This is a genomic window from Paenibacillus sp. PSB04 (assembly GCF_025809195.1).
Taxonomy (GTDB): domain Bacteria; phylum Bacillota; class Bacilli; order Paenibacillales; family Paenibacillaceae; genus Paenibacillus_AQ; species Paenibacillus_AQ favisporus.
Window position 1 is genome coordinate 1,192,040 of the sequence record NZ_CP081301.1, and the last position, 21,819, is coordinate 1,213,858.

Annotated in this window: 22 protein-coding genes; 5 read left to right on the forward strand and 17 right to left on the reverse strand. The window is 54.6% G+C overall.

Translation table 11 applies throughout. The annotated features are described in order from the left end of the window. Positions 1-136 precede the first annotated feature (136 nt). The 7 genes from K2F33_RS05855 to K2F33_RS05885 form a co-directional block, all read right to left on the reverse strand. Positions 137-1,831, reverse strand: a complete 1,695-nt coding sequence (locus tag K2F33_RS05855; RefSeq protein ID WP_263881233.1) for a sigma-54-dependent transcriptional regulator — start codon at positions 1,829-1,831, stop codon at positions 137-139. A gap of 237 nt (positions 1,832-2,068) precedes the next feature. Continuing rightward, a complete protein-coding gene (locus K2F33_RS05860) occupies positions 2,069-2,560 on the reverse strand; it encodes a GNAT family N-acetyltransferase (protein ID WP_244169311.1) in 492 nt (163 codons plus the stop codon). Continuing rightward, on the reverse strand, positions 2,541-2,915 hold the full coding sequence (locus K2F33_RS05865; RefSeq protein WP_076172242.1) for a MerR family transcriptional regulator: 375 nt from the start codon (positions 2,913-2,915) through the stop codon (positions 2,541-2,543). Before K2F33_RS05865 ends, K2F33_RS05860 begins: the two co-directional genes overlap by 20 nt. Positions 2,916-2,978: 63 nt before the next feature. Then, on the reverse strand, positions 2,979-3,719 hold the full coding sequence (locus tag K2F33_RS05870) for an SDR family oxidoreductase (RefSeq protein ID WP_076172587.1): 741 nt from the start codon (positions 3,717-3,719) through the stop codon (positions 2,979-2,981). 132 nt (positions 3,720-3,851) lie between these two features. Beyond that, the gene (locus tag K2F33_RS05875; protein WP_076172244.1) at positions 3,852-4,253 is read right to left on the reverse strand and encodes an ester cyclase; all 402 of its coding nucleotides are present in this window, start codon (positions 4,251-4,253) and stop codon (positions 3,852-3,854) included. 47 nt (positions 4,254-4,300) lie between these two features. Further along, positions 4,301-4,651, reverse strand: a complete 351-nt coding sequence (locus K2F33_RS05880) for an ester cyclase (protein WP_089549548.1) — start codon at positions 4,649-4,651, stop codon at positions 4,301-4,303. Positions 4,652-4,767: 116 nt separating this feature from the next. Then, positions 4,768-5,319, reverse strand: a complete 552-nt coding sequence (locus K2F33_RS05885) for an NADPH-dependent FMN reductase (RefSeq protein ID WP_076172248.1) — start codon at positions 5,317-5,319, stop codon at positions 4,768-4,770. A 193-nt stretch (positions 5,320-5,512) separates the two neighbouring features. Here K2F33_RS05885 and K2F33_RS05890 point away from each other — a divergent pair, with 193 nt between their 5' ends. Then, entirely contained in the window at positions 5,513-6,283 is a 771-nt protein-coding gene (locus K2F33_RS05890) for an ArsR/SmtB family transcription factor (RefSeq protein ID WP_263881234.1), read from the forward strand. Between the two features lie 249 nt (positions 6,284-6,532). Then, the gene (locus tag K2F33_RS05895; RefSeq protein ID WP_143811912.1) at positions 6,533-6,772 is read left to right on the forward strand and encodes a hypothetical protein; all 240 of its coding nucleotides are present in this window, start codon (positions 6,533-6,535) and stop codon (positions 6,770-6,772) included. Between the two features lie 57 nt (positions 6,773-6,829). Here the strand turns inward: K2F33_RS05895 and K2F33_RS05900 are convergent, their stop codons facing one another. The 8 genes from K2F33_RS05900 to K2F33_RS05935 all read right to left on the reverse strand — a co-directional run bounded on the left by K2F33_RS05900 (position 6,830) and on the right by K2F33_RS05935 (position 16,649). Next, positions 6,830-8,875 (reverse strand): bifunctional diguanylate cyclase/phosphodiesterase, encoded by a 2,046-nt coding sequence (locus K2F33_RS05900; RefSeq protein WP_412973966.1) that lies wholly within the window; start codon positions 8,873-8,875, stop codon positions 6,830-6,832. 155 nt (positions 8,876-9,030) lie between these two features. Next, complete coding sequence (locus K2F33_RS05905) at positions 9,031-9,456, reverse strand: DUF1801 domain-containing protein (RefSeq protein WP_200634050.1); 426 nt, start codon at positions 9,454-9,456, stop codon at positions 9,031-9,033. A gap of 70 nt (positions 9,457-9,526) precedes the next feature. Continuing rightward, complete coding sequence (locus K2F33_RS05910; protein WP_263881236.1) at positions 9,527-11,302, reverse strand: DUF5050 domain-containing protein; 1,776 nt, start codon at positions 11,300-11,302, stop codon at positions 9,527-9,529. A gap of 134 nt (positions 11,303-11,436) precedes the next feature. Then, the gene (locus tag K2F33_RS05915; protein WP_263881237.1) at positions 11,437-11,802 is read right to left on the reverse strand and encodes an MmcQ/YjbR family DNA-binding protein; all 366 of its coding nucleotides are present in this window, start codon (positions 11,800-11,802) and stop codon (positions 11,437-11,439) included. A 14-nt stretch (positions 11,803-11,816) separates the two neighbouring features. Further along, complete coding sequence (locus K2F33_RS05920) at positions 11,817-12,482, reverse strand: YdeI/OmpD-associated family protein (RefSeq protein ID WP_263881238.1); 666 nt, start codon at positions 12,480-12,482, stop codon at positions 11,817-11,819. A 202-nt stretch (positions 12,483-12,684) separates the two neighbouring features. Continuing rightward, positions 12,685-15,204, reverse strand: coding sequence for a carbohydrate-binding domain-containing protein (locus K2F33_RS05925; protein WP_263881239.1), 2,520 nt, complete (start codon positions 15,202-15,204; stop codon positions 12,685-12,687). An 18-nt stretch (positions 15,205-15,222) separates the two neighbouring features. Beyond that, complete coding sequence (locus K2F33_RS05930; protein WP_076172268.1) at positions 15,223-15,903, reverse strand: DUF4956 domain-containing protein; 681 nt, start codon at positions 15,901-15,903, stop codon at positions 15,223-15,225. Further along, positions 15,900-16,649: a polyphosphate polymerase domain-containing protein gene (locus tag K2F33_RS05935; protein WP_076172270.1), complete on the reverse strand. Its 750-nt coding sequence runs from the start codon at positions 16,647-16,649 to the stop codon at positions 15,900-15,902. The genes K2F33_RS05930 and K2F33_RS05935 overlap by 4 nt, the downstream gene beginning before the upstream one ends. 296 nt (positions 16,650-16,945) lie before the next feature. Between K2F33_RS05935 and K2F33_RS05940 the strand changes: the two genes are divergently transcribed. Together K2F33_RS05940 and K2F33_RS05945 are read left to right on the forward strand one after the other, a co-directional pair. Continuing rightward, positions 16,946-17,623, forward strand: coding sequence for a response regulator transcription factor (locus tag K2F33_RS05940; protein WP_076172272.1), 678 nt, complete (start codon positions 16,946-16,948; stop codon positions 17,621-17,623). Further along, positions 17,623-19,017 carry a sensor histidine kinase gene (locus K2F33_RS05945; RefSeq protein ID WP_263881240.1) on the forward strand — a complete coding sequence of 465 codons (1,395 nt, stop codon included), beginning with the start codon at positions 17,623-17,625 and terminating at the stop codon, positions 19,015-19,017. The genes K2F33_RS05940 and K2F33_RS05945 overlap by 1 nt, the downstream gene beginning before the upstream one ends. A 181-nt stretch (positions 19,018-19,198) precedes the next feature. On the opposite strand, the gene K2F33_RS05950 is transcribed toward K2F33_RS05945, so the two are convergent. Together K2F33_RS05950 and K2F33_RS05955 are read right to left on the reverse strand one after the other, a co-directional pair. After that, positions 19,199-19,486 (reverse strand): alpha/beta-type small acid-soluble spore protein, encoded by a 288-nt coding sequence (locus K2F33_RS05950; protein ID WP_076172276.1) that lies wholly within the window; start codon positions 19,484-19,486, stop codon positions 19,199-19,201. Positions 19,487-19,623: 137 nt separating this feature from the next. Then, positions 19,624-20,523, reverse strand: a complete 900-nt coding sequence (locus tag K2F33_RS05955) for a LysR family transcriptional regulator (RefSeq protein ID WP_263881241.1) — start codon at positions 20,521-20,523, stop codon at positions 19,624-19,626. A 158-nt stretch (positions 20,524-20,681) separates the two neighbouring features. On the opposite strand from K2F33_RS05955, the gene K2F33_RS05960 reads away from it, so the two are divergent. Beyond that, positions 20,682-21,773 (forward strand): NADH:flavin oxidoreductase, encoded by a 1,092-nt coding sequence (locus K2F33_RS05960; protein ID WP_263881242.1) that lies wholly within the window; start codon positions 20,682-20,684, stop codon positions 21,771-21,773. Positions 21,774-21,819 lie beyond the last annotated feature (46 nt).

Here is a 21,819-nt window from a genome sequence, read left to right on the forward strand (position 1 = left end):
TTGTAAAAGCGATTACATAAAACGATTACATCGATTATGATAAACGTTTACAAAAAATAATGCAACACTTTTTAGCTAAATAAAATTCATTTAACCAAAAGTGTTGCATATTTAAACAACAATGAGGAATCCAATATCAGTCCTTAAGCTTTCTCCACAATGTCGACCGGTTGATGTTCAGGCGCTTCGCCGCTTTGGTCTGGTTAAAGCCCTCCTGCTCCAGCACCTTCTCAATGATCGCCTTCTCAATTTGTTCCAGCGTGCCGTTCAGCAGTTCTCCGCCGATCGCTCCGGCAGCCTCGCCTTTCCGCTGCAGCAGCTGTTCGACCAAGGCGTGCTCGATGACGTACCCTTTCTCCAAAAGCACCGCCTCCTGAAGCAGCGCCCGCAGTTCCGATACGTTGCCCGGCCAGCTGTAGTCCATCAACAGGGCCAGCCCTTTGTCCGTCATTTTAATGGCCGAGGTGCCCTGCGTTTGGTTAAAATACAGCAAAAACGAGGTGACCAGCTCCCGGATATCCTCTTTTCGCTCCGCCAGCGCAGGAACATGAATCCGGACGATTCCGTCCTCATAGGCTCCCCATAAATGCTGCTCTACAACCATTGAGAAGATGAGGGTGATTCCCTTTCCCTGAAAAGCGTCCATTCTCCGCCACAGCTCAGCCCTGAGGCTGCTATCCATCATATCGAGCGCGTGGATATGCAGCGTCTTGATCTCTGCGTCGACTTCGTCGGGCTCCAGGGCCAGCATATCGGCAGCCTGGACGGAGGCGAGCAGGCCCTCCCCGCTGAACTTGCGGTCATGAATATAACGCGCGATCAACTCCTTGCCGGCCCCTCTCGGCCCGATCAGGACGAACCGGGATGCAGAAAGGCACCGGTCGATCATCGACAAACAAGCGTCCATCGCTTCGCTCTGATGAATGATCAGCGGCGGCGTGCCCGTCTTCACCTGCAGAACCGCCTCGGCCGGCGAATTCATATGGACGCGCGAAAATTCGCACACCAAATAAGCCCCATTTTCCACCGCGACCCGGGTTTTGACGATCTTCAGCGGCCTGCCTTCCGCATCGCTCGCATGGCTGGTCTCCCGGACCGCCGCCATCTCCCGGAAAGCGTGGTGATCCAAGCCGACATGCGGAACGGGACGGGAATCGAAATGCTTCCACTGCTCGTACACAACCTGCCCGTTCTCCGACAGAACCATCACATCCCCTGCCGTGACCTGCAGCACAGCTTTGAGCCTTTCGATTTCCAGGCGGTTCTTCATCATCCAGCGGGAGACCGTCTTCGCCTCCTGAAAGGCATCAAAGATCGCTTCGCGCCCGGACTGGATCAGAATACCCACAAGCCCCAGCCGGGACGCCGTTTCGAAGGTCACCACATCCCCCATAATCAGCTGGTAGCCTTCCTCCTTGAGCTTTCTGAGCAGGCTCTCCGTCTCGTCCTCGTCATGAATCGTGAAGATATCGATCGGAATTTCCAGCAAATCGATGATGGCCTTGGCACCGAGGGTGATGGCGGGAAAGCCGACAATCGCCTTTTTCCGTGGAAAATCGTTCGCCAGCGTCAATACCCGCAGCATGTCATAGCCGGATACATGCACGTCGACGACGGGAATATCGACGGCCTCCCCGATCAGCTTGGCCGTTCCGCCGCGGCTGATGATGACGTCGACCCCTTCAGCCTCCGCCTGCTTGGCGATGGCAACCCCTTCTTGCAGATTTCCGACCCGGATCTGAAGGTCCAGATCCTTCTCTTCCGCACGGCACGTCTCGATCAAGTTTTCCATGGCTGCATATGGAGCTATAAACAGGGCTTTTATTCTCATCTGATCCCACACCTATATTCCTTTAAGATTGTAGTTCAGTCATAGCATATATTCGGGTGGTATGCAATTTTAGTCTTGTCTGCGGGTAGTTTGGTGAAGGCGACGACAAGAAAAGGCCATTTGATGGAGGACGGAATTCAGAGCCAGCAGCTGCAGCCGCGCTTGAAAAATACGGCGCAAGCCAATGGATCAGCCTGCGCCGCAAAGTATTTTCTTCCTTTTATCTCTTTACTCTCGCTATGATATCCCGAGTACCAGAATGTGCTGCGGACCTGCCGGCCCGATCCGGGTCCGTCCCTCATCACGGAAACCCGCTTTGAGATAAACATGACGCGCGGCAGCGTTTCTCATATTAACAGCAAGGACCACTTCATCGGCCGTCGGGAAATGCTGTTTGACAAACTCCTTCAGGCCGAGCAGAGACTGCGTCGCGTACCCTTGTCCCTGATGCCTGTGATCGATGGAGAAAGCCCGCAGCAGCAGGGCATTGGGGTTGTCCGAGTATTCGCTCCGGTCTTCCCCTGCATCCAGAATGAAAAAGCCGACTGGCTCCTCATCCCCCAAAATGACGATCGGATGCCGCTCCTTCCGCTCCAGCGCGTTCTGTATGACTTCAAACGGCAATGCGGTGAATTTATGCTGCTCCTCCGGCAGCGTAAAAGCTCCAAGTCCGGCCTCGTGATCCCGGTGATATAAGGCGAGCCGGACGTTATTCATGGTGTTTTTCATCGGAGTCTCCTTGGGCCATGTCTTCATAAAGGCCGATTTTGCGATTCAGCATAGCCTCATATTTTTTAAACCGGGCCATTTGTTCCTGGACGTTGTGCCGTTGTTCCCGAAGCCGCACCAGCCGCTCCTGAATGGTGGTCGCGTGGTTGACGAATTGTTTAATGTCAGCGATGCCCATCCCCGTTTCCCGCAGGCAGCAGATAAACTCCAGCGCTTCGATATCCTTCGCTTCGTACAGGCGGATGCCGCTTTCGTTGCGCTGAACGCCCGGCATGATGCCTTCTTTTTCATAATACCGCAGCGTATGGATCGACAAACCCGTTTGGGCCGACACTTCCCCGATCGAGTAACTCATGCCTTCAAATCCCTCCTAAGCGAAAAAGCCCACCTGACGACAGGTGAGCCATGGTTATTCGTATTATAATTCCTGCCTGGTGGGCCTTACAATGATTTCATTGACGGCCGTTTGCGGCGGCTGGGATATGGCGTAGGCAATAGCGTGAGCGATGGCCTCCGGGGTTAAGGCGATGTCCATGGAAGCTTCGATGTCCCGCTTCACTTCTTCGTTCGTAATCGTGTGCACCAGCTCGGTGTCGACGCCTCCCGGACAAATAATCGTCGTGCGGATGTTATTGTGTGCTTCTTCTTGGCGCAGTGCTTCGGTGATTGCCCGAACGGCGAATTTGGTGCCTGAGTAAACCGCCCACGTTTTACGGACGATGTGCCCGGTCACCGACGCGACGTTGATGACGTGCCCCTGTCTGCGCTCCCGCATATGCGGCAGCACGGCCCCGATCCCATAGAGCACACCCTTCACGTTTACATCGATCATCCGGTCCCACTCTTTGATCTTCTTCTCGTGCAGATAAGACAGCGGCATGATCCCTGCATTATTCACCAGCACGTCGATTTGTCCGTATGTGTCAAGGGCGAGCCGGGCCAGCTCCTCCATCTGCGACTGCACGCTCACATCCGTCACTTGGTACACCGCCGTGCCTCCTTCCTGCTCAATCGCCGACTGTAGCTGCTTGAGCCGTTCTCCGCGCCTTGCTGCGAGCACCATTTGGGCTCCGCTTCGGGCGAGGACCCTGGCCGTAGCTTCTCCGATACCGCTGGAGGCTCCTGTTAAAATAACCACTTTTCCTTGCACCGCGTTCATGATCATGGGGACCATCCTTTCTTTACGGGTAAGATGGTTCCCAGTATAGGACCTTGAGCGCGCTCTAGGTCAAGGCTTTCTGGTCATAGGAAAAAGACAGGTGTTTAACATATCGAATCCAGCGGTTTAGGTTTATCCCGCTTGAATTTGGCTCCACATCGTCACCATATCGATCCAGCCGCGATGCTCCGCGATTTTTCCGTCCCTAAGGCGGTACTGGCGGTACAGCGTCACATTCATCGTCCGTCCGGTCGGTGCGGTGCCGAAGAACACGCCCTGATGGGTGCCACGGACCGTCATTCGAACGAGAACCTTCTCATTCTCGGCGATGATTTCCTCTACCGTATACTGCTTATCCGGGAAGGCCTCCAGGATTTTGGCTGCAAACTGCTTCAACCCTTCTTTCGATTGATAGCTGAGCTCCCGGTAATCTTCAGTCGTAAACGTATCCGCTGCACTCAGATCGTTGCTGTTCCAGAACGCCTGAATAAAAGCTTCAACCACCTCGGTATTTTTTTGCTCCATCGTTGTCATAGGATCCATCTCCTCTAATTTATATTGGCCGTATCATACAGGTCATGTCAGGCACCAGTTTGCAGCTGGGGGAGCAGCGTACCGGTGTCATACCATCCGAAGCGATGAACGATCCGCCCATCGTTCACCGTGAATTCGTGGAACTGCGTGATCCGTACCGTTTTTCCCGTAGCGGGAATTCCTGCGAATATTCCGGTGTGCTTGCCCGTGATGACCACCCTTGCGATGACCTTCTCTCCCTGGACCATCACGTCATCCACTTCGTATTGCCGGTCCGTAAATGCCTCTTCCAGTTGACCGATGAATGCTTGCCCCGTTTGGCTCAGCGTCCCTGCCTTCCATGCCTCTTCGATCCATTTTACTGCCGCTTCCACCTGCTGCTGCCGCGTTGTGCTCATAGCGATCCGTCTCCTTTTTTGTTGGTCATATTCAAAATACTCCGGCGCACTCGTCTAATCGTTGCAAATTCATAATGTTACCATTTGGTCACGTGTTGTGTAAAAAAATATGCTGTCTATCCGGTTACCACTGCCGTCTCAGCTGAAAGCAGCCGGGTCATCTTTATAAATTGTTCGATAACTGTGCTGACCCTCTCTCTCACCCCTGCATCCAAAGGCGCGCCATCCGGGCCAAATTCATTCGAACCGTACCCTACGGAAATCCATTCCGGGCAATTGACGCCATGCAGGTTGCGGACGATCGTCTGCAGATGCGTCAGCGAGCTGATGCCAAGCGGCCCGCCTGCCGAGCTTACGGAAAGAACCGGCTTGCCTTCCACATGTCCCGGCGTCAAATAATCCAGGGCATTCTTCAGCGCTCCCGAGATAGATCCGTGGTATTCCGGTGTGGCCAAAATCAGCGCATCTGCATGAATGATCTCATTTTGCAGACGTACAGCCTCCGGATTTTGCCCTGCTTCCGGCGAATACAGCGGCAGCTGGAGCTCCCTCATGTCCACGAACGAAACCGTAATTCCGCTGCCGGCCAGTTGGCTTTCCAAATAACGAAGGAGCCTGGTGCTTACGGATCCCGCATCGTTGCTTCCGGCAATCAAAGTCATTTTCATTTCCTACATCCTCCTTTGGATTCCCCGGCGCTGCATCAGCACTTAAACACCTGCCGGCTGACAAACGATTTGGGGTATGATAATATGTGACTATATTGTCACTCTTGATGAAATTATAATACGTTACTATATGGTAACATGTCAAGGGCATTGCTCCACTTTTTCAATGCATGAGGTAAAGGAGGTGTTACGATTGGAGGACAATCTAATATTTAAAGCCCTCGCCGACCCCACGCGCCGCACCCTTCTGGACCTGCTGCAGGCGCATGACGGACGGACGCTGAACGACTTGTGCGCCCCGCTCGACATGTCCCGGTTCGGCGTGATGAAGCATTTGAACCTGCTGGAGGAAGCCGGACTCATTACGACTAGGAAGGTCGGCCGGGAGAAGCTGCACTACCTTAACGCCGTGCCCATCCGCCAGATATACGAACGATGGGTCAGCAAATACGCCGAACCTTGGGCGGCAGGATTAACATCACTTCAATTCGAATTGGAGCGTGAGACGCAAATGGAAACCAGACCGAAGCATGTCAGCCGGATCGCCATTAAATCGAGTCCTGAGCAGGTGTGGCAGGCGATTACCGACCCGGCCAAAACGTCAAAGTTTTGGTTCAATTGTGCCATTCAATCCTCCTGGGAAATCGGCTCTTCCTTTGAACTGCTGGGCCCGGAGGGGGAAAAGAAGGTCAAGGGGGTCATCCTTGAATTGGATCGCCCGCATAAGCTGGCCGTGAGCTGGCAGTTTGTCAATCTGCCCGGTACGGAGAACGATGCGCCTTCCCGCGTCACGTGGGAGATCGCACAGCACGCGGAAATTCCCGGCGTCACGCTCGTTACGGCCGTCCATGACGATTTCGAACAGGCGCTCCCTACCGCGGGCGTGCTGGAGAACGGCCTGCCGCTCGTCCTTTCGGGAATGAAAACCTTCCTGGAAACAGGGTCTACGCTGGCGGATATGTAAGGAGCTTCAAAAGCATTTTCAAGGCCCAGTCGCGACTGTCTGCGAGTGGGTTTTTCGTGCGATCTGATCGACAAGCATGTTAATCCAAGCCCATAGCCGGCAAACTTCTCCGCACTTCTCTAACTTTTGTGCTTCCAAGGCGTTGTTATAAATAGATGTCAACGAGCGTCATTTATAGGCTGTGTGAACTCCACCCTGCTTATATAGCAGATAACCGATAGCGATGGAGAAGGGAGATGAAATGCTAAGATGAGTGGTGCTAGTATGATAGGTATGGGCGGCGTGGTAGCCGTCCTGATAATGTGGGGAGTTATTTTGGCAATTTTCTTTTTGCTGGTCCGGCTGGCCGTGGATAAATCCAATATGCGTACCGAGCTGCGGCATTTGCGCCGGGAGGTTCGAGAGCTGAAATCTTTGGTTCAGAACCAGCGGAACGATTCTATCAACCATGCTGAGAATTTCACCTATAACCATCCCGAAGATGATTAATAAAATAGCCTGTAAAAAAAAGGATGCCAGCTACAACCCGCATCCTTTTTATTTTATTCAAACCAACGTTTCTCCGATCGGCCTGCCCGCATTCTGCAGCAGCCACTCGTCCATCTGTTCGATATTCATCGGTTTGCCGTAGAAATATCCCTGCATCACGTTGCATCCGGATGCGCGGAGAAAATCGATCTGCTCCCTCGTTTCCACGCCCTCAGCCACCAGCTCCAGATGAAGCTTTAGCGCCATATCGATGATGGCGCCCACGATCGCCCGTTTGGAGGGTGAATCGCTTTCCCGGACAAACAGCTGATCGATCTTGATCGTGTCGATCGGAATTTGATCCAGGGATCCGAGCGAGGAATACCCCGATCCGAAATCGTCCATCGATATCCGTACCCCGATCTCGCGCAGCTCATTCAGCTGCCGGATCATATCGGGCACATCGTACAGCATCGTCGATTCGGTGATCTCCAGCTCCAGGTACCGGGCCGGAAGCCCGGTCGTCCGAAGCGCATGTTCTACCATGTACAGAAGATGCTGGCTTTCGAACAAGCGCACAGACACATTGACCGACACGATCATCGAAGGCATGCCTTTGTCGAGCCACACCTTGTTTTGGCGGCAGGCCTCTTCCAGGATCCACCGGGTCATCGGGATGATCAGTCCGGTTTCTTCGGCGATGGGGATGAATTCATCTGGTGAGACGACGCCGAATTTGGGGTGCGGCCAGCGCATCAGCGCCTCGAGTCCGACGGGGGTATCCGTCTGGGCATCCCACTTCGGCTGGTACACGACGTAGAACTCCTGGCGTTCCGACGCTCCGCGCATATCCTTTTCCAGCTCCAGCCGGCGCAGCAGCCTTTTATCCATGTCGTCATCAAATACGCAGTACCGGTTCTTGCCGGCATTCTTGGCATTGTACATGGCCGTATCCGACGTTTTCAGCAGCGACGCCCGGTCCGTTCCATGCTTGGGCGCCAGACTAATGCCAATGCTGGCCGTAATGTACAGCTCATTGCCCTGCAGGACAAACGGTCGGGTGACGACCTCCAATATGCCGGACGCAAGCTCCTCCGCCAAGGCCTGACCGCAGTTTTCCGCAACCACGAGAAATTCATCACCGCCTAGGCGAAACACCTTCTGGTCATCCTGCAGATACCCGCTTAGACGTCTTCCCACCTCCTGAACCAGCATGTCGCCGATGTCATGACCCAGCGTATCGTTGATCGTTTTGAATCGATCCAGGTCGATAAACAAAACGGCGGTTTCCTTCGAGGTGTCGACTCCCTCGCCAAGCAGCCGATTCAGGTCATGCCGGTTAGGCAGCCCGGTTAACGGGTCGCTGTAGGCCATTTTCTCCAACACGTGACGGTCGAAAAACATCGCTCCCCACGAAACCATCAGGATAAAAAACGTCGTGATCGTCACACCGGCCAGCAGCAAAAGGTTCATCTCTCCGGCATCGGTAGAAACAATCACATTCGGGTTCCCGCACCAGAAATCGGCGGCCTTCATGCCGGTAAAATGCATGCCGCAAATGGCCAGTCCCATGACCAGAGCTGAAGCCCACTTCCACCAGCTGACCTCGGTATGATCGCGAAAGCGGAGGAACAGCAGCAGCGCCACGTAAGAAGCCGCAAGCGCAATGGCTGCCGAGAGCAGCCAATAAGACCGGTCATAGATAATCTCGGCCGGAAGACGCATCGCGGCCATTCCGGTATAGTGCATCGCCACGATGCCGCTGCCCATGCAGAACCCGCTTAAGGCAAACTTGCCCCAGTTCACGCCTTTGGACAGCAGCATTTGGAATGCAATAAATGACGCCACAATGCTGCACAGCATCGATAACAGCGTAATCGGAATATCATAATTCACAGGCACGTTCAAATGGAAGGCAAGCATGCCGACGAAATGCATGGACCATACCCCGCTGCCCATGACGCAAGAGCCGGCTACCAGCCACCATTTCTGCGTCCTGCCCCGCGACCTTGATATTTTGGCCGCTAAGTTGAGAGCCGAATAGGACGCAAATACGGCGATGATGAACGAGAGCATAACGATCCATAAATTATATGATTCATGTAACAGGACGATGGGGCTCACTCCTTGTTGTCAGTGCAGTAAAACTCATAGAGCAAGTATAAAGGAGCGTCCCGCCAAAACGAAAGAAGTATTTAGCAAAATTCGCTAATTTCCGCCACCTTCTGCACGAGTTTTACCGCCTATCGACACGGCTCTGTGACCCGGGCAGCCTGCCGTCACTCCCCAGCCGGATAGGTTTCTTGCAAATGCTTAACCGACTGCCGGATCAGCGCCTTCAGCACGTCTGCATCGATATCCGCAACCTTGTTGATATAGACGCAGCCTTTGCCGGAGGTATGCTTGCCCAAGTCCTTCAGGAGGGCTTCACGCTGTTCTTCACCAGGGGCGAAATAGAGGCTGATCTTGGCTTTGCGGGGTGAAAAGCCGACGAGCGGCGCATCCCCTTCGTGACCTGACGCATACTTGTAATGGTACGAACCGAAGCCGATGATGCTCGCCCCCCACATTTTCGCAGGATACCCCGTCGTCTCTGTAAAAATATCCAGCAGCCAATACGCATCCTGCTTCTTGCCGGGATGCTCCACCTGTTCGATGAAGTCGAGCACACTGTCATCGGTTTCTTTCGTTTTCAGCTCATACATGGTCACCACTCCTTTTTGCAGGAAAATAAAATGGCCTGCCCGTTTACCCGGGCAGACCAACGGAATCGGTTTATTTTACCGAATAAACCCCTTCCTTGTAGGTCAAGGTGTACACCAAACCTTCATCCGTAAGCTTTGCCGTTTGAATCCGGTCGGATACCAGGCGGGCGCTCCCCTTCGCGTCAATCTTGTATATTCCAGGATCGTAGCCTTCCGACAGGTAGTAAATCGCATTCTTTCCAATGTAGTACGAGCTTACCGGCTTGTCGCTGCGCTTGATTTCCTTGCCAGTCGCGAAGTCATATTGGTACAGGATGCCCGGATCGTAGGAACTGCCGGCATCGTTCGAGGTGTAGTACAAGCTGCCATTCAACAGCTGGGCATTAAGCACCTTTCTGGAAATCACGGTTTTTGGCTCCGCTCCGTTCACATCGGTCTTGGCCAAATAACCGGTCGCACCGTCCACATAATAAATCTGGTTATCAACCATCCAGAACGGACCGGCGGCAGGAGTAAGCTTCACCTGCGTCTGGTCAGACGGGTTGACTTTGTACACCGAGCCCTCATCCTTCGGGTCGCTGTCTTTGTATCCAAGCACGTACACAAAGCCCCCTTTGACGTAAATGGCATCATTAACGCTGTAGCTGGTCCCGCCCCCGTCATGCTGCTTCCGGTTGATGGCATAGACGAAGTCGTCCTGGCCGATCGCCTTATTCTCCCCAGTCTTGAGATTAACCCGGCTTAAGTTATCGACCGTTTTGCCCATAATGTTAAAGTCGGCATGATACAGGAAATCACCCGACTTGACAGGCCCGATCAAGCTTTTGGCACCTGTTACCTCTTTCAGGGTACCATTGAGGACTCGATACAATGTCTCCGATCCCATCGTAAGATCGCCGCTATGAAGGTTCACGTACAGCTCATTGTCAATCATCGAGACATTCTGCAGCCAGCCGTCCGACGGCTTCCAATCTGCGAGCGAGCTCACTTTCCGAACTTTATTGTTGGTCAGGTCCAAAGCATACAGAACCCCTTGGTTACTCACCGTCGATACGAAATACAGATCGTGCCCGATGACCTTAGCACTGTGCAGTGCCGGCTCCCCCGGAATGTTAACCTGAACTTCCTTTTTGCCGTCAGCCTTCCGATATAACCGTTCTAAGGTGCCGCTGCTTTGATAGATCTGCTTATAATAGTACAGCGCGTCTCCGTATTTAGTGATCGGCGTCAGTACCCTTTCATCCGTCACCGGCTTCCGGGTGTCCTGTAGTTGGGTTAAAATGCGGTTTTTGACAGCCAGTGTTTCGGCACTCTTCTCGTCAACGACTTCGTCTCCCATCACGATCAGGCCGTCCAGCCACTGGATATTTTTGCCCAGCGCCTCCGCTGCGCTTCTTAGGGGCAGAACGACCCGGCCACCGATTTTCTGCGGAGCCACGTCCATCTTTTTGGACTCGTTATTCACCAGCATTGTGGTGCTGTTCACTTTGAACTTGATCGTTTTCTTCAACCCATAGTTCACAAAAGTAACGTCATCCGGATTTTTCGCTTCCCAAATCGTTTGCCACTCACCCTGGGAGCGGAACTGCGAAGCCAGCGTTCCCATCAGGCGGATCGGCACCAGGACCCTTCCACTGCGCTGGACGATGTCATAATCACCGTAAAGGTCGGTTTTCTCCCCATTAATAAAAGCTTTTCCGTGATAATCATAAGGAATGATGACCATCTGGTCGAAGGTCTGGCTCAAAGGCTTGGGAGCCGCCTTCTCCGCGGCAAAAGCCGGTACCGCCCCGCATACCAAAGCCGCAGACAGCAGTAAACTCGTTAACTTGAATTTTGTCGACATCGAAACTTCTCCTTACCCTCAGAAATTTTATCTCATCTCAGACGAACCTAGCTCAATCGATCTGCCAGGGACCGCCTAGATTATAGACGTCCGGAGAAAGGAATATGTTTCTAGTTCTGTGCTAAACTCCAAAATTATGCGCCTTCGATGACCTGCTTCACCAACCGTTTGGGCGCCGCCAGCAGATACGCCTCCTTGATCAGCACGGCCAGCTCGTCCCAGTCCGGGACGGACGATTTATCCACGGAAACCCAGCCGTGGTGTCCGATATAAGGCGTTTTAACGTAGCCTTCCTGCTGCAGCAGCAGGAACTGCTCTTCCTTGGTCGATTTGAACGAAAGGCTCGGAACGCCCTCGTTCTCCCCCATCATGACAAACGTTTTGCCTCTGACTTTCATGACGTTGTGGCCAAAGCCGTCAATAATCTCCTCCACCTCCGGAAGCGGACGGCAGATGCCCCTCACCCGCTCCAGCATGTCCAAGCCCTGCTTTGAATTCATCCCAAGCCGCCTCCTTATCTTCTCCGATACAGGTCCATCGTTTTATAGCCCGCCGCCAGAGCCGTTTTCATATCCTCGCGCCGCTTCTCCCGGGTCTCCTCTTGTACCGCGCTGTAAATGTACCGGGCCCAATCCCGGCGGTATCCCGGCGTGAGGGACTGGTAGAAGGCAAGCACTTCCGGAGAATCCTGCAGATCCTTCTCCACCTCCGGAATCAAGGCTTCATAATCGCCAACGGATTGGCTCGGTTTTGAGGACGGCTGCTTTTTGCTTGGCTTCTCCGCCTTGAGGCCGACGACCGTAAACACGTCGTTCAATCCGACCATACGCGCAAATTTGATGCTGCTTGTCCCAATAAATCCATTCTCATCCGCGCCTAACCCTTCCAGAAGCTCGTCCCTGTGAATATAGGTAGAGTAAACCTTGTTTCCCTTTTTCGGATATGCTGCGTACAAATATCCCCCTTCGTTCAGATGATTGCCGTCAATCACCTTCCGTACAAGCCCCTGCAGAGACTCCATATCGAGCACAAAGGCGAAAATCAGATCGTAACCGCCGTCCTTCAGCTCGGTATCGTACGACTCCAGACCGGCCAGCAGATCCTCCCCTTCCGGTTGATGCAGTACCGCCGTCTTATTATATTTTTGCAGGTTCAACTTCTCCACGATTGTTTTCGCCATTCTCAAAGGCCTCCGTAAATCAATCTATTATATTTAATATTCTGTACTTTTTTCGTATATAGTAAAGCGAACATTCGGGGAAAAAGCAACCTCCTATCGGCAGCGCCCAGCCACACCACGGCAAAAAGAACCCCCATTAAAAATGGGGGCTCTGCGTTACCCGTGCATATCACCGCATATTCTCGCTACTTCGTGCCGGTCATTAGATCGAGGATGTGCCTGTATCAGCATTACCCGAGCTGCCGGAGCCCGACGTTCCGGACTGTCCGGTACTGCTTGTTCCGCTGCCGGATGTGCTGCCGCTGGTACCGGAGGCGCCGCTTTGACCGCTCGCGCCCGATCCGCTGCCGTTCGCTCCTCCTCTGCCTCCCGGACCCCGGCCTCCGCCGAAGCCGCCGCCAAATCCACCGCCGCCAGTGGTCACGCCGGACTCGTTCACATACGTGACCGTGTCACCGAGCTTGAAGCTGACGACCTTCGTGCCGCCGGTCAGCTTGCCGCCCGTGTACAATCCGTCCTTCAACGTGCCTGTCGAGGTGCCGCCCGTGTAGAAGGCGTAGGTCTCTCCGGACTTCAGATCCGGCGTGGAAATGACGATGGTCTGGATGTCTTTAGCCGGTGCAAAGCTCAGGACCGGTGTGCCTGCGCTGTCGGCCAGCGTCACCAGCGTGCCCGCCTTCACCGTGCTCGGGAACGTCATGAGCACCGAACGCTGCGACGAGCTTTCCGAAGGCGCTTGGGCCATACCGGCGCTGCCCGCGGCAACCAGCAGACCTCCGGACTGCTCGAACGTACCGTCATAATCAAGGGCGCCGTTGCCGCCCGATGTCGGACCGTTTACGATCGCGGTGCCTCCGGTCATCGTGATGGAGCCATTGGCATCCAGACCGTCACCTTGCGCATTCACCGTCAGGTAGCCGCCGCTGATCGTCAGCTGTGCGGTGCCGGCGCTTCCACCCGGGCCGCCAGGCATCCCTTGGCCATCCGGACGCTGCTGGGCGACGTTCTGGTCAGCCGAGCCGCTTTGCGCCGCCTGGCTGCCCGCATTCGCCTGCGCATCGGACTGCGCCGAGCCCGTACCGGACGACGAGCTGCTGCCCGTTTGCGCAGACGTTCCGGACTGCGCCTGATCGCCCGTCTGTCCTTGGCTGCCGGCCGCTTGATCCGGCGCCTGTCCCGGCATGCCTGCCGGCGGTTGTCCGCCGAACATGCCGCCCGGGCCTTCCGAGCTGCCGCTGCCGTCGGAAGCATTTACGCCGTCATCGCTCGCGACGACGTTCACTTCGCCGCCGGCGATGCTGATATCCGCCGCCTCAATACCTTCGTAGCTGTTCTTGATGTTCACTTTGCCGCCGGAAATGACGATCGATACGTCGCCGTGAATGCCGTCATCACCGGTCGCAAGATCCAGCTGGCCACCGGAAACGAGGATGCTGCCATTGCTGTGCACCGTATCGTCCGCCGAGTCGATCGTGAACGTGCCGCCCGAAACAGCGATGCCTGCCTCTGCCTTGAGCCCTTTCGAACTCGTGGACTCGCTTTCCTCATCCTCCGTCTGCGTCGCATCCGCGTCTGTTCCACTGCTGCTGTTCGTACTCGCAGCGGTGTCATCCTTCACCTGGGATGCGGAATCCTTAGCCGAAGCCGATGCCGAGGTGCCGTTCACCGAATCCGCAGCCGTACCGCTGTCTGTGCCTTGGGCCCCGGACTCACCTCCCTGTCCGTCCGCTCCTGACTGGCCGCCGAAATCAGGGCGCTGCATCGGCATTTCTTCCTCATGCGGCTCGGCGTTCGCGCTGCCGCCGCCGGTCACGACATCATAGGTACCGCCGGCGATCAGCAGAGAAGCCGCCGCCTGGAAGCCGTCGCTGCCGGATTCAACATGGAACGTGCCGTCCTCGATAAGCAAATACCCTTTATCGGTCTTGTCTCCGTCATAAGTCGTCTTGAAGCCGTCCCCGCCGGCGTTGACGTTGATCGTGCCCGCTTTTACGGCGGCCAGATCGCGGCCGACGATGCCGTCGTCGGCTGCGTTGACGCTCAGCGTGCCGCTGACGATTTTCAGATCGTCTTTGCTGGTGATGCCGTCCTTGTAATTCCCCTGCACGGTCAGCTGGCCGGTGCCATTAATCGTCAGATCGTCCTGGCTGAACAGGGCCGCCGTCGGCGCCTCATCGGACGTATCCGCATACTTCGTGCCGTCCGACAGTGTGTTCTGCGTCCCTTCCGGCAGCGTCAGCACCGTTTTGCCGGCTTGCTTAACCTGGATCGCTGGGCTGTCCGAGCTCGCGATTTGCGCTCCGTTCAGCACCAAACGCACGACGTCATCTTTACCTGCATTGACCACAATACTGCCGCCTTGCAGCTTGCCGCTGATCACATACGTTCCGGCCGAGGATATGGTTACATCGCCTCCGCTGGACTTTGCGCCTGCGCCCGTCACGGTCGCGTCCGTCCCGTTCAGCTTGATGACCGTGGAGTCACCGGCTGACCAATCTACCGTGGTATCGTCGGCGTCATACTCCACCAGATCCTTGATTTTCAGGCTGGCCAGCTTCGCGTTCGCTTCGCTCGCATTCACTGTCGTCGTTTCCGTCGCCTCGGTCGCCGTGCCGTCCGCCGCTGTCGTCGTATTGCTCGCCGCATTGGTCGTGCACCCGGAGGCCAGCATGGCCGACAGGATCAGAATCGCGGCAAATTTCGTCTTATAGGAATGTTTCATCGGATCAACCTCTTTCGTTTAATATTCCTGCACCGCAGGGTTCATCGTCAGCGTAATGTCCAGATTGCCGTTGCGGGTCCGGATCGCATCCAGAAATTCCTTCTGGTTCGTCTGCGGCCCCATTTTCACCGAGTAGACCACCTCATAGAGGCTGCCGAGCTCGGTGGTCTTGACCTTTTTCAGCTCATACTCGACATTGTGCTTGCGGAAAATCTCCTCAAACGCCTCCTCATAACCGAGGTTCTCAGGAATGGTCACCTTCAGCGTTTTGATCGCGTCTTTGCGGGTGCCGAATTTAATCAGCTTCAAAACGTACATCAGCGCGCAGAGGATCACTGTAAACAGAACCGCATACCCAAAGGCGCCAACACCGGCGGATAACCCCGCCGCCATAGAGAACAAAACATAGGAGATGTCCTTCGAGTCTCCCGGCGCACTCCGGAACCGGATGATCGAGAAGGCTCCGGCCAGGCTGAACGCCCGGGCGATATTGCTGCCAATCAGCATAATAATGATGGCTACGATCGCCGGCAGCACCATCATCGTTAGGGTGAAGCTCGGCGAATAGGCAGGCTGTGTTTTCATGTAAGTGAAGCTGATAATGGCACCCAGCACGATGGCGATAGCCAGCGTCAAAAGCGCATGAGATAACGATAAGGTCGTGTCCGCAGCGGACGAACTCAAAATAGAATCGATCATAAAACAACTCTCTCCCTTTCCACAACTGGTGCATTAGCATGGCGTATCGATTTCTTATACTCGTTCCCGTATTTGGAGAAGCTTGTACGGTACATCTGATGCTCGGAGAGCATTTTGGACAGCCAGACCGGAATGGTCTTCTCGGCCTTGACCTCCATCAGCCACTGTCCCCGCTCCATCAGCTGATCCCCGTAATCCCCGGCCTCTAGTGCAAGATCGTAACGCCGCGAGCGGATGTTGGTGTCGAAGGTAATCCGCAGATCCCGGTTCCCCTTACAGAACAAGGCAATGCGGTCGTATGCCAGATACACCATCGGTTTCAGCTCGTACCGGCTCAGAAAATACTCGATTTCGCTGACCACCTGGCGGTTCATGCCCTTCCGGAACTCCGGCGGCACCCCTGTCCGGACGAATTCGTATGCCTCATGAAGCTTGAGCGAAGTTCTTCTTTTGTTCACCAGGCCGAACACCTTCTTCTTCAGCTCCAGATATACTTTGGCATCGCTCTCCGGCACGCCGTACGACCGGATCCGCAGCTTTTCCCGGTACTTGGGCTTGGCCAAACTCGTTCGGATGAGCGTATGATGCTCCGTATCGTAGTACAAGTTGCTGATGGTGTAGAACTTGTTATCCTTGTTGTTTTCATCCGGTTCCATATATGCCATCAGGTCGTTGTAAATGTTGTAAAAAGCCTTGGTGTCCATCAGATACTTGTTCTCATACCGGTTAAACACTTCAATAGCCATCGTCATGTCGCTCCTTTCGTTACAGGTTCACCCGGGCTCATCGCCCTTCATGTTTGTAGCTTAATGGCTTAACCTTTAACGAATCTTAAACATTGCGATAACATTCCGTTTACATGCCGATTACAAAACAAGCTCACCATTGTACAATAAGGGACAAGCGAAGGAGCTGAGGTTCAGGTCCGCCCGGCCGCAGCCCGAAAGGCTGCAATTCAAGGCGTTAAAGGTTGATTAAAGGTTCGCTTCTTATAATTAAGGGACAATAACGCTGCACTAGAGGTATGAAGGAGATTACGATCATGCGGATATTAATTGTGGAAGACGAGGTTAACCTGGCCGAGGCACTGACCCAGATTTTGAAGAAAAACCATTACTCCGTCGATGCCGTCCACGACGGCCAGACGGGACTGGATAACGCCCTCAGCGGGATCTATGATCTGCTGCTGCTCGACATCATGCTGCCGGGGATGGACGGAATTACGCTGCTGAAGACGATCCGGGCCGAAGGCATTGCAACGCCGGTCATTATGCTTACCGCCAAGGGCGAAATTTCGGACACGATTACGGGGCTGGACTGCGGAGCTGACGATTATGTCGCCAAGCCGTTCTCGACGGGCGAGCTGCTTGCCCGGATCCGGGCGGCGCTGCGCCGCAAAGGCGAGGTTGTCCCCGAGGACGGCCTGAAATTCGGGGATATCGAGCTGAACACGTCCACGCTCAAGCTGAGCTGCAACGGGAAGGAGCTGAAGCTGATTTTGAAGGAGTGCGAGCTGCTCGAATTGCTGATGCTGCGAAAGTCGGCGGTGACGTCCAAGGAGCAAATGATCGAGAAGCTGTGGGGTTTTGATTCCGATGCGGAGCACAATAACGTGGAAGTGTATATTTCGTTTTTGCGGAAAAAGCTGGCGTTCCTGAACGCCTCGGTGCGGATCAGCACGATCCGGGGCGTCGGCTATGTATTGGAGGCGACTTCTTAATGTTCAAGAAGCTGCGCAACCGGTTCCTGCTGATGAACATGGTCATCATCACCATCATCATGCTGGTCGCCTTTGCCACGATTTACGTCATTACCTATCAAAACGTGCGCCGCGACATCGGCATGGAACTGGAGCGCGTCTCGGAGTTTTATCACAAGGACGGCGGGCCCGGAAAGCAAAGCCCGGGGAAAGGCTCCGGGCAGGGCGGGGCTTCGCTGGCGCAGACCGGAAGCGGCGGCAAAACGGGCAGCCTGTCCGGCACGGGCGGCAGCGCCGCACAGATTCAGGGATCCGGAGGCATCGGCGGAGAGCTGCCCGCCACGGGAGATACCGATCTACGCCACCCCCGGGAAGGCGGGCAGATCCCCCCGCCGGAGCTGTCGGTATCCTTCGAGCTGAAGACCGACCGGGAGTGGAATCTCCTGTCCAAGAATACGAGGTTTGATATGGAGGATACGTTCTATGAGACGGCCAAGGAAGAGGCGGCTTCCAAGCCCGTCCGCAACGCCCAGTTCACCCTCGAAGGAACGCGCTGGGCTTACAGCGTGCAGCAGACTCCCAGCGGCTATTCCATCGTATTCCTGGACGTGACGGCACAGCTGAAAATCATCACCAACCTGATCTACACCTTTTCCATCGTGGCGCTGGTCATGCTGGCGGTCATCTATCTGACGAGCCGATATTTCGCCAACCGGTCCATCGAGCCGGTCCGCGAAGCCTTCGACAAGCAGAAGCAGTTTATCGCAGACGCCTCACATGAGCTAAAGACGCCGCTTGCGGTCATCAACACGAACGCTGATGTCCTTCTGGCCAACAGTGACGAGACGATCCGGTCGCAGTCGAAATGGCTCCAGCATATCAAATCAGAGACCGAGCGCATGAAGACCCTAACCAACGACCTCCTATACCTGACGCAGATGGACGATGCGCGGGGCCTTATGATCTTCGTGCCGTTTGATCTCAGCGAAGCCGTCGAAAGCGTCATTCTTACGCTGGAAGCGGTCATTTTCGAAAAGGAGCTGTCTTTCACTTACGACATCGAGCCGCGTCTGACCCTGACCGGCAGCAGTGAGCAGATCAAGCAGGTCGTCATGATCCTGCTGGACAACGCCGTCAAATATACCAATCCACGGGGCTCGATCCATCTGAGCCTGAAGAAGCAGCATAACCATCTGCTGCTGCGGGTGACGAACACGGGTGAGGGCATCGCCCCAGAGCATTTAGACAACATCTTCGACCGGTTCTACCGCGTCGACGCCTCCCGCTCCCGCAAGCACGGCGGATACGGCCTTGGCCTGGCGATCGCCAAATCGATCGTCGAGCAGCATAAAGGGAAAATATCCGTGAAGAGCGTGCCGAACGAGAAAACGACGTTTGATGTGCAGCTAGGGTGAGCAGTACAGCCATTGAACAAGGGACCGGTACGCGACCGACTATAACGATAGCGAGATAGAATAAAGGCACCCGCTAGGACATTGGGGTGCCTTTATTACCTATAAAAAAAGTATAAGCTTCGGAGTCTTCAGCGCAATCCTTGCTCACTGAGAGAAGCCGCCATGCCGCAGCCTAATGCCGCTACTTCTGCCCGTCCTTCTCCGCCAGCTGCTGCTGGGCCAGCCGGATCATCTCGCGGACCATCGAGCCGCCGATTTTGCCCCCGACATGGCCGACCGATTCCGTCGTGAGCTCGCCATTGCCGTCCGGACTGAGCGGCACGCCGAGGTCTTTGGCCACTTCGTACTTTACGTCATCCGGCCGGTTCGGGTCCACGTCATACCCTTCGCGCCGCATGACTTCTGCTTTAAACGTCTGCATGTCCCTGGCAACCCCTGGCACCGCGTATTTTCGGTTTCTTCTGGACATCCTAGCTTCATCTCCCCACTTGTTTTCACTTAACATGCCCGGAGACAGCCAGGTCCATCCTCCCTAAGCGCTGCCTGATCCTGCCTTCCTGTATAATGGCTTTAGTATGGGATCAAACCAGAAGGCATCTTTTTCGCTTAAACATTTGCATAGCCTGCCAAGTTAAACCGCTGTCCTGCCCTTTTTACACATGCGGCGAAAGCAAGGAACGCTTGGCTCTGGAACTGCTCCTTCCGGGACACCAACCGCGTGGTCACAAATTGGTATTGTTCGGGGACCGGATACATGCGAACAACATCTTCATCCGCAGTCGCAGTCACAGCCATCCGGGTCAGAAACGCACTGCCGATTCCCGCACGTACGCAATTTAGCATGGTCTCCAAAGTGCTGACCTCGATTATATTCATACCTTGTTCCTCTTTGCTATGAAGCCAATCTTCGTTCGCAGCACGCAGTGGGCAGCCCTTCGGAAACACGACCCATGCAGGATTCCCCGTCTTAGCAAATGCTTCTGTTTCCTGGCCTGCAGGCGTCAGGAGCACCACTTCTTCCTGTATTTCAAAGGCGATCTGCAGTGAGGAGAGTTCAAACTCCCCGGTCAAGAAGGCGCCGTCCAAGCGCCGATCCAGAACTTTCTCGTAATTCTCCTTCGAAGTTGCAGTCACCAATGACAAGCTCACCTCAGGGTATTGGGTCTGAAATTCGGACAGCGCCTGAATAAATGGGGCCGTTGAAGCTATCGTCTCCACCACGCCGATCGACAGTGGACCGCAAGGATAGTCAGGTTCCTTGACAGCCTTGGCTGCCTCCTCGGCCAGCATGAGAATGTCCGAGGCATATTTATACAAAATAATTCCTTTCTCGGCGAGGACTACCCCCTTCGGTGTCCTAAGAAACAGCTGCGCCCCCAACTCCGATTCCAGCTTTCGCACCCTTGTAGTGAGGTTGGACTGTACATAGCCCAGCTTCTCAGCTGCGCGGGTAATGCTGCCTTCCTTCACAATAGCTATAAACACTTTCAAGTCGGTTAGCTCCATCCCCCAAAACCTCCGGTTCAATCCCATCAATTTTTTTAATGAGCTCATCTATAGCAATCATTTTACGGTATTGAACAGGCAGGATACAATCATCTCAGGTCAACAACCAGGTGTAAAAGAAGGTCCGCTATCAAAAAAATAAAGGGAGGTTTTTAAATATGAAGCAATATCCGAACCTTTTTAACGGTTATATGCTAGGTACCCTACCGCTTCCGAATCGGGCGGTTCTGGCGCCGATGACACGCACCAGTGCAGAGCCGAACGGAGTGGCTAACGATCGTATGGCACGTTATTATTCCCGTTTTGCAAAAGGGGGATTCGGCTTGATCATCACGGAAGGCTTGTACCCGGATGAGGAATTCAGCCGGAGTTATCATCACCAGCCCGGTATCGCCAGCATAGCACAAGCCGATTCGTGGATACCGATCGTTCAGGCCGTGCACCGGGAAGGAGGGAAAATCATTGCCCAGCTGATGCATGCAGGCGCGTTAGTCCAGCATCATGCTTTCACTCCGATCGCACCGTCTGCGGTGCAGCCTGTTGGAACGATGCTGGAGGATCATGGGGGTAGCGGCGAGTTCGCTGTTCCAAAGGCTATGACGTTGGCAGAGATTCGAAGAACGATCGAAGGCTTCAAGCAGGCCGCTCTCCGTGCGAAGTACGCCGGATTTGACGGTGTGGAGATTCATGCCGCCAACGGCTATCTGCTCGATCAGTTTATTACGGATTATACAAACCGGCGCACGGATGATTATGGCGGCGCGACAAACCGGCGTATCCGCTTCGCCGTAGAAGTCCTTAGAGCCATCCGCTCCGCCGTTGGCCCGGATTATTTGGTCGGCGTTCGCATTTCGCAAGGGAAGGTGAACGATTTTGACCACAAATGGGCTCATGGAGAAGAAGATGCAAAAATCATCTTCGGGGAATTGGCCGCAGCTTCCGCCAGTTACCTTCATACGACCGAGTATAAGGCATGGATGCCCGCCTTCTCGGATGAGGGGCCGACCCTTGCGGAGCTCGCCAAACGATACAGCGGCCTTCCCGTGATCGCCAATGGAAAACTGGGTGATCCTGAAAGGGCCGAACAAATGCTTATTGCAGGAGCAGCCGATCTGATCGCCGTCGGAACCAGTGCACTGGCCAATCCGGATTGGGTGAACAAGATACGGGAGGGGGGCACGCTGCGAGCTTTTGATCACCGTTTTCTCCAGCCGATGGCCACATTAAAGGAAGAGGAAGTATTGGGCTAACACTTGTTCCTACAAAAAAAGGACCAGCTCCGCTGGTCCTTTATCA

Excerpts from the sequence above, each read along its gene's own strand:
- K2F33_RS05910 (WP_263881236.1), bottom strand. The coding sequence starts at position 11,302 with ATGTCGACAAAATTCAAGTTAACGAGTTTACTGCTGTCTGCGGCTTTG.
- K2F33_RS05905 (WP_200634050.1), bottom strand. The coding sequence starts at position 9,456 with ATGTATGAGCTGAAAACGAAAGAAACCGATGACAGTGTGCTCGACTTC.
- K2F33_RS05940 (WP_076172272.1), top strand. The coding sequence starts at position 16,946 with ATGCGGATATTAATTGTGGAAGACGAGGTTAACCTGGCCGAGGCACTG.
- K2F33_RS05870 (WP_076172587.1), bottom strand. The coding sequence starts at position 3,719 with ATGAACGCGGTGCAAGGAAAAGTGGTTATTTTAACAGGAGCCTCCAGC.
- K2F33_RS05930 (WP_076172268.1), bottom strand. The coding sequence starts at position 15,903 with ATGATCGATTCTATTTTGAGTTCGTCCGCTGCGGACACGACCTTATCG.
- K2F33_RS05860 (WP_244169311.1), bottom strand. The coding sequence starts at position 2,560 with ATGAAAAACACCATGAATAACGTCCGGCTCGCCTTATATCACCGGGAT.
- K2F33_RS05855 (WP_263881233.1), bottom strand. The coding sequence starts at position 1,831 with ATGAGAATAAAAGCCCTGTTTATAGCTCCATATGCAGCCATGGAAAAC.
- K2F33_RS05895 (WP_143811912.1), top strand. The coding sequence starts at position 6,533 with ATGAGTGGTGCTAGTATGATAGGTATGGGCGGCGTGGTAGCCGTCCTG.
- K2F33_RS05960 (WP_263881242.1), top strand. The coding sequence starts at position 20,682 with ATGAAGCAATATCCGAACCTTTTTAACGGTTATATGCTAGGTACCCTA.
- K2F33_RS05955 (WP_263881241.1), bottom strand. The coding sequence starts at position 20,523 with ATGGAGCTAACCGACTTGAAAGTGTTTATAGCTATTGTGAAGGAAGGC.
- K2F33_RS05880 (WP_089549548.1), bottom strand. The coding sequence starts at position 4,651 with ATGAGCACAACGCGGCAGCAGCAGGTGGAAGCGGCAGTAAAATGGATC.
- K2F33_RS05950 (WP_076172276.1), bottom strand. The coding sequence starts at position 19,486 with ATGTCCAGAAGAAACCGAAAATACGCGGTGCCAGGGGTTGCCAGGGAC.
- K2F33_RS05915 (WP_263881237.1), bottom strand. The coding sequence starts at position 11,802 with ATGAATTCAAAGCAGGGCTTGGACATGCTGGAGCGGGTGAGGGGCATC.
- K2F33_RS05920 (WP_263881238.1), bottom strand. The coding sequence starts at position 12,482 with ATGGCGAAAACAATCGTGGAGAAGTTGAACCTGCAAAAATATAATAAG.
- K2F33_RS05885 (WP_076172248.1), bottom strand. The coding sequence starts at position 5,319 with ATGAAAATGACTTTGATTGCCGGAAGCAACGATGCGGGATCCGTAAGC.
- K2F33_RS05935 (WP_076172270.1), bottom strand. The coding sequence starts at position 16,649 with ATGGCTATTGAAGTGTTTAACCGGTATGAGAACAAGTATCTGATGGAC.
- K2F33_RS05925 (WP_263881239.1), bottom strand. The coding sequence starts at position 15,204 with ATGAAACATTCCTATAAGACGAAATTTGCCGCGATTCTGATCCTGTCG.
- K2F33_RS05945 (WP_263881240.1), top strand. The coding sequence starts at position 17,623 with ATGTTCAAGAAGCTGCGCAACCGGTTCCTGCTGATGAACATGGTCATC.
- K2F33_RS05865 (WP_076172242.1), bottom strand. The coding sequence starts at position 2,915 with ATGAGTTACTCGATCGGGGAAGTGTCGGCCCAAACGGGTTTGTCGATC.
- K2F33_RS05875 (WP_076172244.1), bottom strand. The coding sequence starts at position 4,253 with ATGACAACGATGGAGCAAAAAAATACCGAGGTGGTTGAAGCTTTTATT.